15 protein-coding genes are annotated in these 15,965 nt (G+C 28.1%); 2 read left to right on the top strand and 13 right to left on the bottom strand.

Going from position 1 to position 15,965, the window contains the following annotated elements:
* Window positions 1-32: 32 nt before the first annotated feature.
* The 3 genes from ARA19_RS08710 to ARA19_RS08700 form a co-directional block, all read right to left on the bottom strand.
* Entirely contained in the window at window positions 33-542 is a 510-nt protein-coding gene (locus ARA19_RS08710; RefSeq protein WP_055070586.1) for an HPP family protein, read from the bottom strand.
* Between the two features lie 27 nt (window positions 543-569).
* Window positions 570-860 carry a hypothetical protein gene (locus ARA19_RS08705; protein ID WP_055070585.1) on the bottom strand — a complete coding sequence of 97 codons (291 nt, stop codon included), beginning with the start codon at window positions 858-860 and terminating at the stop codon, window positions 570-572.
* Between the two features lie 101 nt (window positions 861-961).
* Complete coding sequence (locus ARA19_RS08700) at window positions 962-1,354, bottom strand: C-GCAxxG-C-C family (seleno)protein (RefSeq protein WP_341382164.1); 393 nt, start codon at window positions 1,352-1,354, stop codon at window positions 962-964.
* Between the two features lie 144 nt (window positions 1,355-1,498).
* On the opposite strand from ARA19_RS08700, the gene ARA19_RS08695 reads away from it, so the two are divergent.
* Both ARA19_RS08695 and ARA19_RS08690 read left to right on the top strand, forming a co-directional pair.
* Window positions 1,499-1,795, top strand: coding sequence for an ArsR/SmtB family transcription factor (locus ARA19_RS08695; RefSeq protein WP_055070583.1), 297 nt, complete (start codon window positions 1,499-1,501; stop codon window positions 1,793-1,795).
* 103 nt (window positions 1,796-1,898) lie between these two features.
* Window positions 1,899-4,364 (top strand): CoA-disulfide reductase, encoded by a 2,466-nt coding sequence (locus tag ARA19_RS08690; RefSeq protein ID WP_055070582.1) that lies wholly within the window; start codon window positions 1,899-1,901, stop codon window positions 4,362-4,364.
* A gap of 263 nt (window positions 4,365-4,627) precedes the next feature.
* Here ARA19_RS08690 and ARA19_RS08685 read toward each other — a convergent pair whose 3' ends face one another.
* The 10 genes from ARA19_RS08685 to ARA19_RS08640 all read right to left on the bottom strand — a co-directional run bounded on the left by ARA19_RS08685 (window position 4,628) and on the right by ARA19_RS08640 (window position 15,662).
* Entirely contained in the window at window positions 4,628-5,491 is an 864-nt protein-coding gene (locus ARA19_RS08685; RefSeq protein WP_084764405.1) for a potassium channel family protein, read from the bottom strand.
* Between the two features lie 133 nt (window positions 5,492-5,624).
* The gene (locus ARA19_RS08680) at window positions 5,625-5,858 is read right to left on the bottom strand and encodes a hypothetical protein (RefSeq protein ID WP_055070580.1); all 234 of its coding nucleotides are present in this window, start codon (window positions 5,856-5,858) and stop codon (window positions 5,625-5,627) included.
* Window positions 5,859-5,975: 117 nt separating this feature from the next.
* A complete protein-coding gene (locus tag ARA19_RS08675) occupies window positions 5,976-6,596 on the bottom strand; it encodes a DUF4097 family beta strand repeat-containing protein (protein ID WP_055070579.1) in 621 nt (206 codons plus the stop codon).
* 462 nt (window positions 6,597-7,058) lie between these two features.
* Window positions 7,059-9,398, bottom strand: a complete 2,340-nt coding sequence (locus tag ARA19_RS08670; RefSeq protein ID WP_055070578.1) for a glucosaminidase domain-containing protein — start codon at window positions 9,396-9,398, stop codon at window positions 7,059-7,061.
* Between the two features lie 438 nt (window positions 9,399-9,836).
* A complete protein-coding gene (locus ARA19_RS08665) occupies window positions 9,837-10,748 on the bottom strand; it encodes a hypothetical protein (RefSeq protein ID WP_055070577.1) in 912 nt (303 codons plus the stop codon).
* Window positions 10,749-10,811: 63 nt separating this feature from the next.
* A complete protein-coding gene (locus tag ARA19_RS08660) occupies window positions 10,812-11,225 on the bottom strand; it encodes an acyl-CoA thioesterase (RefSeq protein WP_242862416.1) in 414 nt (137 codons plus the stop codon).
* A 70-nt stretch (window positions 11,226-11,295) separates the two neighbouring features.
* Window positions 11,296-12,528, bottom strand: a complete 1,233-nt coding sequence (locus tag ARA19_RS08655) for an NAD(P)/FAD-dependent oxidoreductase (RefSeq protein WP_055070575.1) — start codon at window positions 12,526-12,528, stop codon at window positions 11,296-11,298.
* 2 nt (window positions 12,529-12,530) lie between these two features.
* Window positions 12,531-12,974 carry a 4Fe-4S dicluster domain-containing protein gene (locus ARA19_RS08650; protein ID WP_055070574.1) on the bottom strand — a complete coding sequence of 148 codons (444 nt, stop codon included), beginning with the start codon at window positions 12,972-12,974 and terminating at the stop codon, window positions 12,531-12,533.
* A 138-nt stretch (window positions 12,975-13,112) separates the two neighbouring features.
* Window positions 13,113-15,008 (bottom strand): anaerobic carbon-monoxide dehydrogenase catalytic subunit, encoded by a 1,896-nt coding sequence (cooS, locus tag ARA19_RS08645; protein WP_055070573.1) that lies wholly within the window; start codon window positions 15,006-15,008, stop codon window positions 13,113-13,115.
* Between the two features lie 237 nt (window positions 15,009-15,245).
* Window positions 15,246-15,662: an RrF2 family transcriptional regulator gene (locus tag ARA19_RS08640; RefSeq protein ID WP_055070572.1), complete on the bottom strand. Its 417-nt coding sequence runs from the start codon at window positions 15,660-15,662 to the stop codon at window positions 15,246-15,248.
* Between the last annotated feature and the right edge of the window lie 303 nt (window positions 15,663-15,965).

Genomic DNA, 15,965 nt, shown 5'->3' with positions numbered 1-15,965 from the left:
ATTTAAGATTTATACAATAAACACTTCATTTACTATAACCAAAAAGTCGGATATTTTCTATCTTTGCTTATGTTATTTATAATAAGTGCTAAAATCACTATTAAAACAGAACCAAATAAAATAGGATGTAATAAAAATTTGAAGCTACTTCCAGCCATTATTACAACTATAGGATCTGCTCCTGCTGGTGGATGAGTTGTTTTTGTTAAAAGCATAGCTCCTATAGCAACTCCAACTCCAACCCCAAGAGAAAGATAATTATCTCCCATTAAATTATATGTAATAATTCCTATAAATGAGGAAATTAAATGTCCCCCTATTATGTTTCTTGGTTGTGATAGTGGTGCATTCCATACTCCAAAAGCTAAAACACAACTTGCTCCAAAAGGTGCTATTATCCATGGCGCATGGGATACTCTCCCTAAATAGGCTAAAATGGCTATTGTTACAAATCCACCTATAAATCCTATAAAACTATCCTTATAATTTACTTTAAGTGGCGTTCGTTCCTTTGTTATAAATTTTTTAAAATATCTCTCCATAAAACCTTCCTTTGTATAAAATTTAAATTAGAAAGAAATATACTTTTTTAGCTTTAAATTAGCTAATCTTATTATTTCACTATGTAATAGATTTATTTCATTAAGTTCACCGCTTTTTAATTCTACTAAAGAACTTGCTATGTCATCACAAATATTAAAGAACTCTTCTCTATGTTCTGCTGTCATTTTATCAATCTTTTTCTCTATAGGATTTGGCAAATAAAACTCATCATCCATAGAATTACTATTTTCTAAATCATTTAAAAATTCCTTAATTATAACTATTATTTCTAATTTATCAAATTTAATATTTTCCATATGAATATCACTCCTACTTAATAATTACTTAAATCTAAGTAATTATACTATAAAAAAATAATGAGGTTTTATAAAACAACCTCATTATTTTATCATTAAATTTATAAATTTTCTTCATTATTTAAAACTTTTTTTAAATTTTCATAAGTATAATCTATTATTTCTGCACAACTTACTTTATTTTTCTTTAAATCCTTGCATATAGTAGTATTATATTGTGAATTTATGCTATTCATTAATTCTCTATTTATTGTTCTAGCTTTATTGCTCTCTTCATTTGACATTCTACCCTTTTCTATACCAATAATAGCACCAGCTCCTCCTATAGCACCACAAAGTGAAGCTACAGTAAATCCTGTTCCCATTGCACTCCCTAATGATACTGGTATATTTGTTCCATGTTCTTCATTATATGATTTTATAATTGCTTCTCCACAAGTATATCCTTGTTTATGGTATTCTGATGGTTTAGTCATTTTTATTCCTTCTTTCATTATATATATTAATAAATTATTAATCGCTATATTTAGATATTATGATACATTTTAAGTAAGTGTCAACAATTTTTATAAAAAATTTTATTGACTTTTATTTAACAATATCATATTATTTGAATATAGTAATAAAGAGGTGATTTTATGTCTAAAAGTGAAAATTTCCTAACTAATCCAAAATTATTTGAAGAAAAAGCTGAACTACTAAAAGCTTTATCTCATCCAGTAAGACTTTGTATCATAAAAGGACTTTTAGAGGTTGGTGGTAGCAATGTTACTAATATGTATTCATGTCTTAACATGCCTCAATCTACCATATCTCAGCATTTAGCAAAACTTAAAAGCTTGGGAATTATTGTTGGAGAAAGAAATGGTCTAGAAATAACTTATAAAGTTTGCAATGATGATGTAAAAGAAATAATAAAAGTTTTATTTCCCTAAAAGACTAAATAAGAAGTTTAAAATTCCTAATGGACTTCTTATATTTTTTATAGTATATATCCTAAAAACGTAATATATAAATATTAAAATAGAGGTGAATTTAATGAAAAAAGTACTAATTGTTGGAGGAGTAGCTGGTGGTGCTTCAGCTGCTGCTAGACTTAGAAGGCTTAATGAAGATTTAGAAATTATTTTATTTGAAAAAGGTGAGCATATATCTTTTGCCAATTGCGGATTACCCTATTATATTGGTGAAGAAATTAAAGATAGAAATAAACTCCTTATTCAAACAGTAACAGGAATGAGTACTAGATTTAATATTGATATTAGAAATTTTAATGAAGTTATATCTATAAACAAAGAAGATAAGATTGTTAAGGTCAAGAATATAAAAACCTCAGAAGTATATGAAGAGTCTTATGATAAATTAATTCTATCACCTGGAGCATCTCCAATTAATCCACCTATAGCTGGTAAAGATTCAACTAAAAATATTTTTACTTTAAGAAACTTAAAGGATACTGATGCAATAAAAACCTTTGTAGATGAAAATGCTCCAAAAACTGCTACCATTATAGGTGGTGGCTTTATCGGTATTGAAATGGCTGAAAATCTTTCAAACAGAGGCATAAATGTAACAATAATTGATAAAAGCAATCAAGTTATGGCTCCTTTAGACTATGAAATGGCATCCATAGTTCATGAACACTTATTAGACAATTCGGTTTCCTTAATCCTTAATAATGGAATTTCCGCTATTGAAAATAATGGCAATACCATTATTTTAGAAAATGGAGAAAGTATCAATACTGACCTAATAATACTAGCTATTGGTGTTAAACCAGAAACAAAAATAGCTAAAGAAGCTAGAATAGAAACTAATTCTAGAGGTGCTATAGTAGTTAATGAATACTTAGAAACCTCAAATAAAGATATCTATGCAATTGGAGATGCTATAGAAGTTAAAAACTTTATTAATGGAAGTAAAACACAAATTCCTCTTGCTTGGCCAGCTAATAGACAAGGACGCCTTGTTGCTGATAATATTGCTGGTAAAAAGACTCCCTATAATGGATCTTTAGGAAGTTCTGTAGCAAAAGTCTTTGATATCACAGTTGCTAGTACTGGTAATAACGAAAAAACTTTAAGAAGATTAAATATAGATTATGAAGTTGTTCATATACACCCTAACTCTCATGCTGGCTACTATCCAGGTGCCTTTCCAATCCACTTAAAATTACTTTTTAATAAAAAAGGAAAAATTTTAGGTGCTCAAGCTGTAGGTTTTGAAGGTATAGAAAAAAGAATAGATATTATAGCCACTGCAATTAAAGGAAATTTAACTGTATTTGATTTACCTGATTTAGAGCTTTGTTATGCTCCTCCATATTCATCAGCAAAAGACCCAGTAAATATGGCAGGCTATGTAGCATCTAATATTCTTGAAGACAAAGTTGAAACTGTTCAATGGCATGAAGTAGAGAATTTAATAAAAGAAAATGCCTATATTTTAGATGTTAGAAATCCTATAGAACTTGAAGGTGGGAAAATAGAAAGTGCCCATAATATACCACTTGATAGCTTAAGAGATAATTTAGATAAACTTGATAAAAGCAAAAGGATATATGTTTATTGTAAAGTTGGACTTCGTGGTTACTTAGCTTGTAGAATTTTAAAACAACATGGATTTAATCCTATAAACATAGATGGTGGTTATACTACTTACTCTATTGCTACTAGAGAAGTTGAAAATAATTTAGATAAATTAAGTATGATTGCTATAACTAAAGAAGAAGGAAAGGAAAAAGAAAAAATGAATGATAAAGTTACTATATCTGTTGATGCTTGTGGACTTCAATGCCCTGGTCCTATAAAAAGAGTTTTTGAAGAAATGAATAAGTTAAAAGATGGTGATATCCTTGAAATTATGGCTACTGATTCTGGCTTTAAAAAAGATATAACTTCTTGGTGTTCAAGCACTAAAAATGAACTTTTATCAGTTAATTATTCAAAAGAAAAAAAAGCTTTTATCGTACAAATAAGAAAAGGATTAAGTTCTGAAAAGAGTTCTTCTGAAGTTATAACAAATATAAAAAGTAAAGATGATGCAACCTTAGTTGTATTTAGTGGTGATTTAGACAAAGCTATTGCATCCTTTATTATTGCTACTGGAGCTGCATCTATGGGAAAAAAAGTTACTATGTTCTTTACATTTTGGGGATTAAATATATTAAAAAAAGAAAATAAACCAACTATAAAAAAAGATGGAATGGAAAAAATGTTTGATATGATGCTTCCCGATAGTGCCGCTAAACTTCCTCTATCTAAGATGAATATGGGTGGAATGGGACCTAAAATGATAAAAAAAATAATGGAAAAAAACAATGTTGATAGTTTAGAAACCTTAATAAAAAATGCCTTAGATATGGGAGTTAAATTATTAGCTTGTTCAATGTCTATGGACTTAATGGGAATAAAAAGAGAAGAATTATTAGATGAAATAGAAGTTGCTGGAGTTGCTACTTACCTAAATGCAACTGATGACTCTGGTCTAAACTTATTCATCTAAAGACTAGTATCTGTAATCCCCTCTCTTCTATAAACTTAAGATATACAGACATGCTCTCTAAAAAAACACTAAGAGGCTGTCTCAAGTTAGCACCTTAATTTAGTGGAACCTATATAGCTAGATAAAAAGCAGAGAGTATGTATCTGTAATTTGATACATACTCAAGCTTTTATTTATATAATTTTAGGTAAAAAAGCTATGAAGATATATGAAAATTATAAATGCATATCCATAATCTTTATCTATTTCAAAAGAACTTGCTCTTATTTACTTCTATAAGAAAATATACTTCCTAAAAATATAGTCAAACATATTACACTGGTTAAAGATATTATTATAGCTATAAATTTAGCAGGTACAGTTAAGGGCAATATATCTCCAAAACCTATAGTAGTAAATGTTATTACTGTATAATAAAACAAATCAAAATATCCTGGATTGTTAGAAAAACCTCCCTGTCCTAATATATGGACTAAACAAACTCCCAAATATAAATTTATAAGTATCATAAAAGAAATTAAAATAGCGGCAATAAATATCCTTATAAAACTACTTCTATCTTCTATAGAAAATTTTATATTTTTAGGATTTCTCATTACATTAAGTAATATTTTTAAATTTAAGAAATAAGAAATACCTACTCCCAATATACCTACTAAAGCATAGTTATAAAGTTCCTTAGGAAATAATATTAATGCCATTAAATATGCTGTAGTTAAAAAATAACTTAATAAAAAATCAAATTTTAAACTTTCCTCCTCACTTCTGTATAAAAAACTATATATTTTAGAGGTAATAAGCATAATATATCCCATGGAGTAATGTATTAACATAAATAAAAGAAAAATCATTATAAATTTAATATAAATGCCAATTTCTAAAAACACATACTTATCAAAATAATTTAATATTAATTTATAAACTATAATAAAAGAAAATATTTCTGAAAAAATAACCATAAAACATTGTAATAATCTAACCCCTAAGGTTCCATCAATAAATAAATTTATATAATTACTATTTATAGCCTCTATAGCCATATTTATAGACTTTTTATGTATATAACTTTTTCTTATTATTCTAAAAAATAATATAATTAGAACTATAGTAGTAGCTAAAATAATCAATTTAATCACCTCTTATAATTATTATGTAATTTTTTTCAATTCCATTACAAATAATAATTATAAAATAAAATATTAGTCTAGAATCATTTTATTCAATGATTCTAGACTAATAGCATTGTATGTTTTATTAAAATTATTCGTTAATTAACTTCATAAAATCACTAACTGCTCTTTTAGCTGAGCTAGGCAATTTATCAATAGCTTTTTTTCTTTTTTTCTCATCACTTATTTGAATTATTCTCATTACTTCCTGTTCAAGTCCAGGTATAGAGTTTAATTTTTGGCCCAATTCATTAAATCTTGCTGCAAAATTAGGGTCTTCTTGTATTTTTTGTTGAATTCTCATTATTAATTCATATCCATCCATTCGAGGCTATTGCTAAACTTTATCCTTTATTTAGCAATAGTTCACCTCCTTATAAATTAATCATTTGTTATATATTATTAAATTTAAAATTTATATGTTCTTGTAAATTACTTAAATTTAAAAATAATTATTAATTATAATATCTTTTGAGTTAGTTGTTTCTCCATGCACCAATTGTTTTGCTTCTATTTTTGATTTTTTACTTCCGCCGATCTCTTCTATATCTATATAAAAATCTTTTATATCATTTGCAAAGGATAACCCAGTTTCAGTTTCTACTATTCCTAAATTTTCTATATCCTCATATTTTTCAAATTCTTCTCTAGAAAACTTACTTTCCCCTAAGTCACTATTAAATATTTCTTCATAAACGTTAGCTAAATGAATATCACTATTTTCAGCTTTTATAGATAAAATATTAAGCTTCAAATCAGAAATATTAACCTTAACCTCACCTAAATATAAATTTAAATTCATTCTGTATTCCTTAGGTATTTTTACTTCAATCTCTGATGGTGCTGTTTTTATAAAAGTAGGTTTAAACAATCTAGACTTTATTTCTATAAAGGCCATTGTATCCTTAGTATATGCTTTTATATTTCTTGTCCAAAATCCTAACTTTCCATTTATATCTATAAGATCCCCATTATAACTTGATATTTTTAAACTACCTTCTGTTACATTCATATTGATAGTATATATATTTTTAGAAGAAACCTCTCTTTTAACACCTCTCATAAAATTCTCCCCTTTGCAATTATTCCTGTAATTATACCTCTTACTTGATTTTAGAATAAAAGTATTTTTTTGTCAATATTTTAAATATATTTGTATTTATAATTTTATATTGTTATATATAATATAAAGAAAAAACATCATTCCTTTCTAATAGATACCTCTTTTAAAGCTAAATAAACTTTAATGAACCTTGTAAAAATTTATAAATAAGCATTTTTCCCTCAACTTAGTATTTTTAGATTTAATCTACATACTCTTTAATAAACTAAGACTTAATTCAGGTAGAGTTTTGACTCTAGCTGAATTTTAGCTGAAGTTATCTAGGGACATGTATCTGTTTTTCTCCAGCTTCTAGAGACTTTAGTATTACAGACACTAGTCATCAAATAAAAAAGAAGTATCCTAAAGAGAAATAAAATTCTCTTTAATATACTTCCTTTTATTTATTATAAAAATATTCAATTATTTACTTTGAAATGTTGGTATTCCAAATGAAAATTTATCATTTGCATTGTATAAATAACTATATTGTTTCATTATTTCACCAATAGTTTGACCATAATTAATATCTGTTGAATATTGATGATTTATACTACTACCTTCTCCATTTATATATCTTAAAGCATATGGAGTATTTTGACCATATTTGGAATTATGAACATAATTATTTGCTATAAACTCAGCAGCACCTTGTAATGCACTTGAAACACTTGTCCAACCATGATTATATGCATAAGCTTCTGCAGTTATAGTTGCTTTGTTTGAAAATTCCTTAGTATTATCATAAGCTCCTACTCCAAATAAATTATACACTGTAACAGGTTTTTTTAGCTTTATCATTTTATATCCTATTAATTGTCCCTTAGAATTTTTAATAGGTGCATTCATATCTGCGACTTCTGTTATAGTTGTTCCTTTTGCAAAATTACTTTGGCCCCATCCAGTTTCTAAGGCACATTGTGCTAATAAATATACTGGATCTAAATTGTATTTTTTTGCTGCATTTATAAATGCTTGACCTTGTCCTTGTAATACACCTTTTCCTTGTAATGCTTGATTAAATTCTTGAGCATTTACATTTCTGTATTTATTAACATTTAAGAATTCAAATACAGTTGCTGCAGCTTTAGGGTTAACAGCTTCTGATATTTTCTTTGAAGTATTCTCTAACTGTGCTTTTGTTAATGAATTACCATAAGCTTCATTATAACTTTTAAGTTGTTGAGCTACATATTTCTTCATTGTTGTTGGGTAATTTACATTTTTCTTAATACTATTTTCACTATTAGCAACTGAAGTTGATGTTGGAATTGCAGTAGCTGTAGTATTTACATCACTAGCATTTACATAACCTATACTTCCACCAAATTCTATTTCATAATATCCATTATCTTTGCTTATTATTTTAACATTTTTACCATTGCTTAATGTTCCAACAACAAATGAATAACTTGGTATTGTTGTTGGTGCTGACATAACATTTATAGTTTTATTATTTGTAGATACAAGACCATCATAAGTTGTTAATGGTTGTTGTGGTACTACTTGAGGTTTCTCTTGATTTCCTTTATTCTCTGTTTGTCCACCTTGATTACTTGTTCCTTGGTTTCCTTTATTCTCTGTTTGTCCACCTTTGTTGCTTGTTCCTTGGCTTCCTTTATGCTCTGTTTGTCCACCCTTGTTACTTGTTCCTTGGCTTCCTTTATGCTCTGTTTGTCCACCCTTGTTACTTGTTCCTTGGCTTCCTTTCTGCTCTGTTTGTCCTCCTTTGTTACTTGTTCCTTGGTTTCCTTTGTGCTCTGTTTGTCCTCCCTTGTTGCTTGTTCCTTGGTTTCCTTTATTCTCTGTTTGTCCACCCTTGTTACTTGTTCCTTGGTTTCCTTTGTGCTCTGTTTGTCCACCCTTGTTGCTTGTTCCTTGGTTTCCTTTATTCTCTGTTTGTCCACCTTGATTACTTGTTCCTTGGTTTCCTTTATTCTCTGTTTGTCCACTTTGATTAGTTGAGCTTGAATTTGATGATGCTATTGCTTTAGCACTTGAGCTTGATGTACTTTCTCCTGCTTTTGTTGTTGCTGTTGCTTTAGCATTTGAACTTGCTGTACTCTTTCCTGAATTTGTTGTTGCTGTTGCTTTAGCATTTGAACTTGATGTACTTTCTCCTGCTTTTGTTGTTGCTGTTGCTTTAGCATTTGAACTTGCTGTACTTTCTCCTGACTTTGTTGCTGCTGTTGCTTCAGCATTTGAACTTGCTGTACTTTCTCCTGACTTTGTTGCTGCTGTTGCTTCAGCATTTGAGCTTGCTATACTTCCTTCTGCTTTTGTTGTTGCTGTTGCTTTAGCATTTGTGCTTCCTTCTAAATTTGATGATACTGTTGAACTAGCATTTGAGCTTGATGTACTTGCTCCTGAATTTGATGATGCTGTTGAACTAGCATTTGCACTTGATGTACTTGCTCCTGAGTTTGATGATGCTGTTGAGCTAGCACTTGATGTACTTCCTTCTGAATTTGATGATGCTGTTGAACTAGCATTTGCACTTGATGTACTTGCTCCTGAGTTTGATGATGCTGTTGAGCTAGCACTTGATGTACTTCCTTCTGAATTTGATGATGCCGTTGAGCTAGCACTTGCACTTGATGTATTTTCTCCTGAATTTGATGATGCTGTTGAACTAGCACTTGCACTTGATAATAGCACTTCATTTCTCTGGCTTGTTTTATTTGAATTAATATTAGCTGCACCTAATCCACCTATAGCCATAGTAGCTGCCATTATTAATGTACTTAGCGTTTTTCTATTCATTATAACATTCCCTCCAAAATCTTGACCTTTGTAAAATTCTAAGAGAAAAGGCTATATCATTTGATATAGCCTTTTCTTTTTTCAACACATTACCTATAATATACTACTTTTAGAAATCACAAGCAATTTATAACTTTTATTGTTATTTTATCTATATAAAGTTTTTCTTAATATATCTTTACATTAAAAAGTTCTTTTTTATTTTTTTTATATCTTTTTAACATAATATTTATCAATCGTTAATATTTTATTAATAAACTAAAACTTAATTCTCATAAAACGTAGTCCTTATCTAGAATGGTAAGTCTATTATAAAGATAAGAATATTACAGCCTCTAGCTATCAGATTAATAATTAATCTTTTGTATAAAAAAATATTTCTAGAATCACTTACCCAATTCTAGAAATATCCTAGTTAATATATACTTTTTCTTTAATTTAAAATATATCATTAAATATACTATTATTTGAAGAAACATAATTTTCACCATCTATATTTATTGAAGTAGAATTCTTATTACTACTTCTCCAATAGATTGTTCCATTTATATTTAAATAATCTTTTAATTCAATTTGATTTCCTTTTATCAAATTATAACTTTTACCATTTATAGATAAATCACCTTTGTCTTCAGCTAATTTATATTTTGAATCATTGATGCAAATATATTCATCCCCAGTTTTATAAATAATTTTATTATCTTTTATATATTGTAAAGCATCTTTCTTAGTTCCATAATCTTCTCCATAAACATTTATTTTATTATAATCTAAATTTTTGTAATAAGTTATACCATCTATAGTAATAGAATCTGCTCCTACAGAAAATCCAGAAAAATCGTTATTATTATATTTCACTGGTTTATAATTATTACCATCTATATTCATGGTGTAAATATTATATCCACTAGAATTATTATCTGTAATTTCACATAACATTCCATTTATATAAACATATTTATCACCTTTTTGAAATACTTCCTTATTATATATACTAGAATTTATGTATTCATCAAAAGTTAACTTTTTATTACTCTTTGTCCCATTGGTGTTATCTATAAAATTCAATATATCATTCTTTACTTTATCTTCTATAAATCCTATTTCACTGTTTGTGATTTTTTTACTATCATAAGCTATATTATTATTTATAGTACTGTCCTTTATAGTGTTAACTCCTGTATTTATGCTATTTAATATAAATCCATTGTCAAAGCTATACTTATATGATAATAGTAGAAGTATAACCACAACTATTCCAATGTAAAATAAAACTTTCATAGTCTTTCTTATGAAATTTCTAAAGATTATAAATAAAATTAATATTATTCCTATAACCATAATAAACATGTTTATCTATCCTTTCTAATAATACATCATATCATAGTAAGAATAATATTATTAACTTTTCTATTACAAAATACTTTCACTTAGTTTTTGCCATAAATCACTATTAACTCTCTTCAGATTTATTATTTTAAAATTATTTCTATCAATAAAAGTTTGAAGTGTTGAACCTTTAGCTATAATCTTATTATTTTCTTTCTTTATAACATTATATTCTATTCTAACCTTAACAGCTGTTAATTCAATTATTTTAGCTTCTATTATAAGATCATCATCATACTTTGCAGCTTCTATATATTTACACTCTGTTTCAACTAAAGGCATCATTATTCCCATCTCTTCTATTTCTCTATAGGATACTCCAAGTTCCTTTATTAAATCTTCCCTAGCTACTTCGAAATATAAATAATAATTAGCGTGGTGTACAATTCTCATAGCATCAGTTTCTGCATATCTTACTCTAATATTTGTCATACTCATAAAAAAATTCATCTCCTATTAATAAAGGAGCTATATCATAATAGGTGATAAAGCTCCTTTCTGTTATATCTTATTTATTATTATAAGAGAATTTCCCCTTTTCGTCTATTTGAAAAAAATCTCCGTAATTTATATCAAATATAGACTTATTATCTATTGATGATATATCTATTTTATTCTTTATAATTTGAGTCCATACTCCACAGTAATCTATATTACCTTGGAATAAAATTCCCTTAACAATTCCATCTTTATGAACTATCTTTTTATAAAGATTTTTATTTCTGTATATATCTACATCTACTTCCTCATTATTATCATTTATATCTCCAATTGATACTGTCTTTATTCCAAAGAAATTAAGAGTATTTTTAAATTGGAAATAATCATTAAATTTCTTTTCTTCTTTTCCAACCATGTTATAAGCTGCGTATCTCCCTTGTTTAACTGCTATAGGCCAAATTCCAGTACCACAAACATCCCCAGCTGCATATATGTTTGCAATATTAGTTCTTAAATTTTCGTCAATTACTATTCCTCTTTCAACCTTTACTCCACTACCCTCTAAAAACTCTGTGTTTGCTCTTACACCAGCTGCTACAACTACAAAGTCACAAGGGATTTGTCTTCCATCCTCTAAATTAACAGAGATAACCTTATTATCATCTCCTAAAGTTGTAGACACAACCTTAACATTAGTGAAGATTGATACATTTCTTTTCTTAAGTTCTTCCTCATAAATATTAGCTGCTTCTTTATCTAATTGAAGTGGCAATATTCTATCTGACATTTCCATAACTGATACATTAATATTTCTTTCAACTAATGCTGAAATAGCATCAAGCCCAACTAGACCTGCCCCTATAACAACTGCATTTTTATATTTACCTGCTAATTCATCTAATGATAGAATATCTTTTAAATCCCTTAGGGTATGAACATTTGTACCTTCCCTTAAATTTTCAATTGGAGGTATAGTTGCTCTAGCACCTGTAGCTATTAAAAGCTTATCATAAGCAACTTCTTCTCCATCATCTAAAAGAACTACCTTTTTATCTGGATTTATAGATTTTGCACTTTTTCCCTTAATCCACTTAATTCTATTCTTCTCAAAGAAATCTTTATCTACAAATGATAATTCCTCTAAAGTTCTATGATGGCTTATGTAATGATGTAACATACATCTTGAATAAATATATTTATCCTCAGATATCATTACTATTTCACAATTTTCGTCTAATCTTCTTAAAGTCTCTGCTGCACTTATTCCTGCTGCACTTGCTCCTATAATTATATGCTTCATAACTACACCTCCTCTACATATATAGCTCCAACTGGACAACTTTCCACGCATCTTGGAGTTTCTCTATCATTACAAAAATCACACTTCACTATTTTTTCTCCTGTTTCTGTATCTGGTTTTAATACACCAAATGGACAAGACATAACACACATATAACAAGATGCACATTTAACAGCATCATACTTAACATGTCCTGTTACATAATCCTTTGTCATAGCCCCACTCATACAAGTATTTGCACATTCTGCTTCATCACAATGTCTACAAATTATTGGTACAGGTTTATTATCTTTACCTATAACAATTTGATTTCTACTTTCATTTTCCTCATCTATCATATCTAATAAATAAATAGATTTCCCTTTATCATTATGTTCAGCCATACACCCAACAACACAGTTCATACATGCTGTACATAATTCTTTCTTAATCATTATACGTTTCATAACAAGCCTCCCTAGTAATTGTTATAATTTTAACATTTTAAAGTAAAAAAAACTAAACATTATATAATTATATTAAAGGGCACCCTATCCAAAATGCCCTTTAATTTTAAACAATCCAAATCATCAAAGAAAATTATTCTATTTTAATCCTAATCCACTTCTTCTATCAACTATAATAGCTTCTAATTTATTAGCAGCACTTTCTACATCACCATCAACTATTAATTGTCCTCCAGTTATTTCTTTTAGACCTTCACTTAACAATTCTGTAGCTAACTTACTTCCATCTATAAATGGAGATAATGCTAAATGTAATGGTAACCCTAAAGTTAATCCAAATACACCATCAGCTAAAGCTTGTTCCTCTAACCATTGAGGTGCTGAGAATACTAATGGTAATTGTGGAATATCTACATTTAAATATTCAGCAAGTTCTGCTGCTATCATTTCTAATCTTCCTATAGCTAAACATGGTCCAAAGTTTAGAACTGGTGGAATTCCTAAAGATTCACAAACAGCTTTTAAGCTATCTCCAGCTAATTCAGCCGCTTTAGGTGACATTAATCCAACATTTTCTAATCCTCCTGATGAACATCCAGCTGAAAGTACTAAAATATCTTTCTTAATTAATTCTTTAGCTAATTCAACTGTAAATACATCATGACCTTTTGCAGTTAAGTTCGAACATCCAACTACAGCTGCTATACCTTTGATTTTTCCTTCAGCAATTAAATCTACTAAAGCTTTCCAGTTTCCACCTAAGAATTCTCTTAATGAACCTTCACTTAACCCTGTTACAACATCATCATGACCATGATCTTTAGGTATATTTAACTCTACCTTTCCTCTTCTATCTTTATAACTCTCTAAAGCTGATTTCATAACATAATCTGTAATTTTTTCTCTTTCTTCATAAGTATATCTTACAAATTCAGCATTAGCTTTTTTAGCCACATCATCTAGACAAATCATTTTTATATTTAATTTGTCAGCAATTGGCTCAATTCCTGGTAATGTACAGTTAAATTCTGATACAACTAAATCTACTCCACCAGTAGCTAATACTGCTTCACTAGTATAGTTATTTCCTGCATGTCCTGAGAAGACTTCATCATAATGTTCTCCTCTTACTTGAAGGTCTTGCCCTACACAAGTACATCCTACAAGTCTAAATCCTTTAGCTCCAACTGTTTCTGCTAATTTAGTTGCTTCTTCTGTTATTAAAGTATCTTGAAGATGTGATATAGCTGAATGTTGATGTCCAGTAATCATTATATTGATGTAATCTTCATCTATTACTTTTAATCCTACTGAAGCCTGTCTTATTACAGGATCTCCAAGCATGATATCATTTAATAGATTTACTAAAGTTAATCCATATAAACCTGTTGAAATTCCAAGTCTTAAACAGCTCATATACATATCTACAGGATCACTACTTAAGTTAGTTGAACTTTTAACTACTCCATCAAATACTTCTGATTTAGCTCCTCCTGGCATTATATTTAGCTCTTTCCATTTTTTTAATCTTGGAGCATAAGCTAATTTTTCAACAAGTTCCATTTTATCGTATTTTGGTTTATAAAGATCTTTTAAAACTTCTTCAGCTATTTTTATAGCTTTTTCATTTTCACTTCCTTCTTTAATCCCAAATATTTCAGCAACTTTTGCTAAGGCCTTCTTACCTTTTAGTTCTTCACCATTTTTAGCCATATCTCTTAAATTTGTTGCTGTTGTTTCTATAACGTGAATATAACATCCTGATCCTGCTGAAACAGCTCTTAAGAAGTTTCTAGCAACTATTGTATCTGCATCTGCTCCACAAATACCTCTTGGTGCTTTTGGTGTTATTCTACAAGGTCCATTTGAACATAATCTACAACAAACTCCTTGAAGACCAAATCCACATTTTATACTTTGAGATTGAACTCTGTGATGTGATGTTTCAACATCTAATTCCTTTATAAATCCTTCTAGTTTGACATCTGCTGATTTACATGTTTGGCAGCTAGTTATGCTACAATTTTTTGACATTCTTCATCAACCTTTCTTATCTTTATTTTCAGCTATATTGCATTTATTGGTACTATTACTATTTACTTTGATATTTGGCTATATAATCAATGCTTTACTGAAAATTTTTTAATATATAAATTTTAAAAAATGTACTAATATAGTATAGTTTTAACCTTAAGTACACTAATCTAGTATAATTTAAATTTATATCACATTAAGTGATTTTAAATTAAAATCCAAAGGCTTATTTGGATTTTAATTTTTAAATCTCTTAAGTAATATATCCTCTAAAGATCTTTGTTCTAATATTGAATGTATTTCCTGCTCGACTTTTAACATTTCAGGATATAATTCACAGCCTCTAACACATAATTCACAGGATTTATTATCCTTTGTACATCTATTTATATGAATTGGTCCCTCTATTATTTCTATTAATTCCTTTAAAGTAGTATCACTTAATGGCTTATTTAATTTATATCCACCATTAATACCTCTATATGACACTATGATTTTAGAAGCACATAACTTTCTAAGAATTTTAAATAGAAATCTTAAAGGAATCTTTTCCCTCTCAGATATAGCTTTTGCTTCCATCTTAGAGTCAGGACCATGAAAATACATAGCTCTTAATGATCTTAAGGCATAATCAGTCTCTTGAGAAATATTCATTAAACTAGTACACTCCTTTAATTTTATTAAATTCAAATAAAAACTATACTTATTTTCTACACTTTTTAAAATACACCATCTTTTTCTTATTGTAAATACTTCATATCGCTTTATTAACTATATATTAACAATTGCAAATAAAAAAATTGTTCTTAATATTGCTATAAATCTATAAGATTAATTAAACTTTTGCAGTTTTCCTTATAATTTTAATCATTTTTCAATATTATATTTCATTTTTTATAATTTTTTATTTTTGTTTTTTAATATTAGTAACTTGTAATAAATAAAAAGACTATCTAC

The sequence above is a fragment of the Clostridium massiliamazoniense genome, from assembly GCF_001403635.1.
GTDB classification, from domain to species: Bacteria; Bacillota; Clostridia; order Clostridiales; family Clostridiaceae; genus Sarcina; species Sarcina massiliamazoniense.
This window is presented reverse-complemented; position numbering and strand designations above follow the sequence as displayed.

What these genes read in the sequence shown, in the direction of transcription:
- ARA19_RS08700 (WP_341382164.1), bottom strand. Translation starts at nt 1,354, where the DNA reads ATGAAAGAAGGAATAAAAATGACTAAACCATCAGAATACCATAAACAA.
- ARA19_RS08710 (WP_055070586.1), bottom strand. Translation starts at nt 542, where the DNA reads ATGGAGAGATATTTTAAAAAATTTATAACAAAGGAACGAACGCCACTT.
- ARA19_RS08675 (WP_055070579.1), bottom strand. Translation starts at nt 6,596, where the DNA reads ATGAGAGGTGTTAAAAGAGAGGTTTCTTCTAAAAATATATATACTATC.
- ARA19_RS08705 (WP_055070585.1), bottom strand. Translation starts at nt 860, where the DNA reads ATGGAAAATATTAAATTTGATAAATTAGAAATAATAGTTATAATTAAG.
- cooS (WP_055070573.1), bottom strand. Translation starts at nt 15,008, where the DNA reads ATGTCAAAAAATTGTAGCATAACTAGCTGCCAAACATGTAAATCAGCA.
- ARA19_RS08640 (WP_055070572.1), bottom strand. Translation starts at nt 15,662, where the DNA reads ATGAATATTTCTCAAGAGACTGATTATGCCTTAAGATCATTAAGAGCT.
- ARA19_RS08650 (WP_055070574.1), bottom strand. Translation starts at nt 12,974, where the DNA reads ATGAAACGTATAATGATTAAGAAAGAATTATGTACAGCATGTATGAAC.
- ARA19_RS08680 (WP_055070580.1), bottom strand. Translation starts at nt 5,858, where the DNA reads ATGGATGGATATGAATTAATAATGAGAATTCAACAAAAAATACAAGAA.
- ARA19_RS08660 (WP_242862416.1), bottom strand. Translation starts at nt 11,225, where the DNA reads ATGAGTATGACAAATATTAGAGTAAGATATGCAGAAACTGATGCTATG.
- ARA19_RS08695 (WP_055070583.1), top strand. Translation starts at nt 1,499, where the DNA reads ATGTCTAAAAGTGAAAATTTCCTAACTAATCCAAAATTATTTGAAGAA.
- ARA19_RS08670 (WP_055070578.1), bottom strand. Translation starts at nt 9,398, where the DNA reads ATGAATAGAAAAACGCTAAGTACATTAATAATGGCAGCTACTATGGCT.
- ARA19_RS08690 (WP_055070582.1), top strand. Translation starts at nt 1,899, where the DNA reads ATGAAAAAAGTACTAATTGTTGGAGGAGTAGCTGGTGGTGCTTCAGCT.
- ARA19_RS08665 (WP_055070577.1), bottom strand. Translation starts at nt 10,748, where the DNA reads ATGTTTATTATGGTTATAGGAATAATATTAATTTTATTTATAATCTTT.
- ARA19_RS08655 (WP_055070575.1), bottom strand. Translation starts at nt 12,528, where the DNA reads ATGAAGCATATAATTATAGGAGCAAGTGCAGCAGGAATAAGTGCAGCA.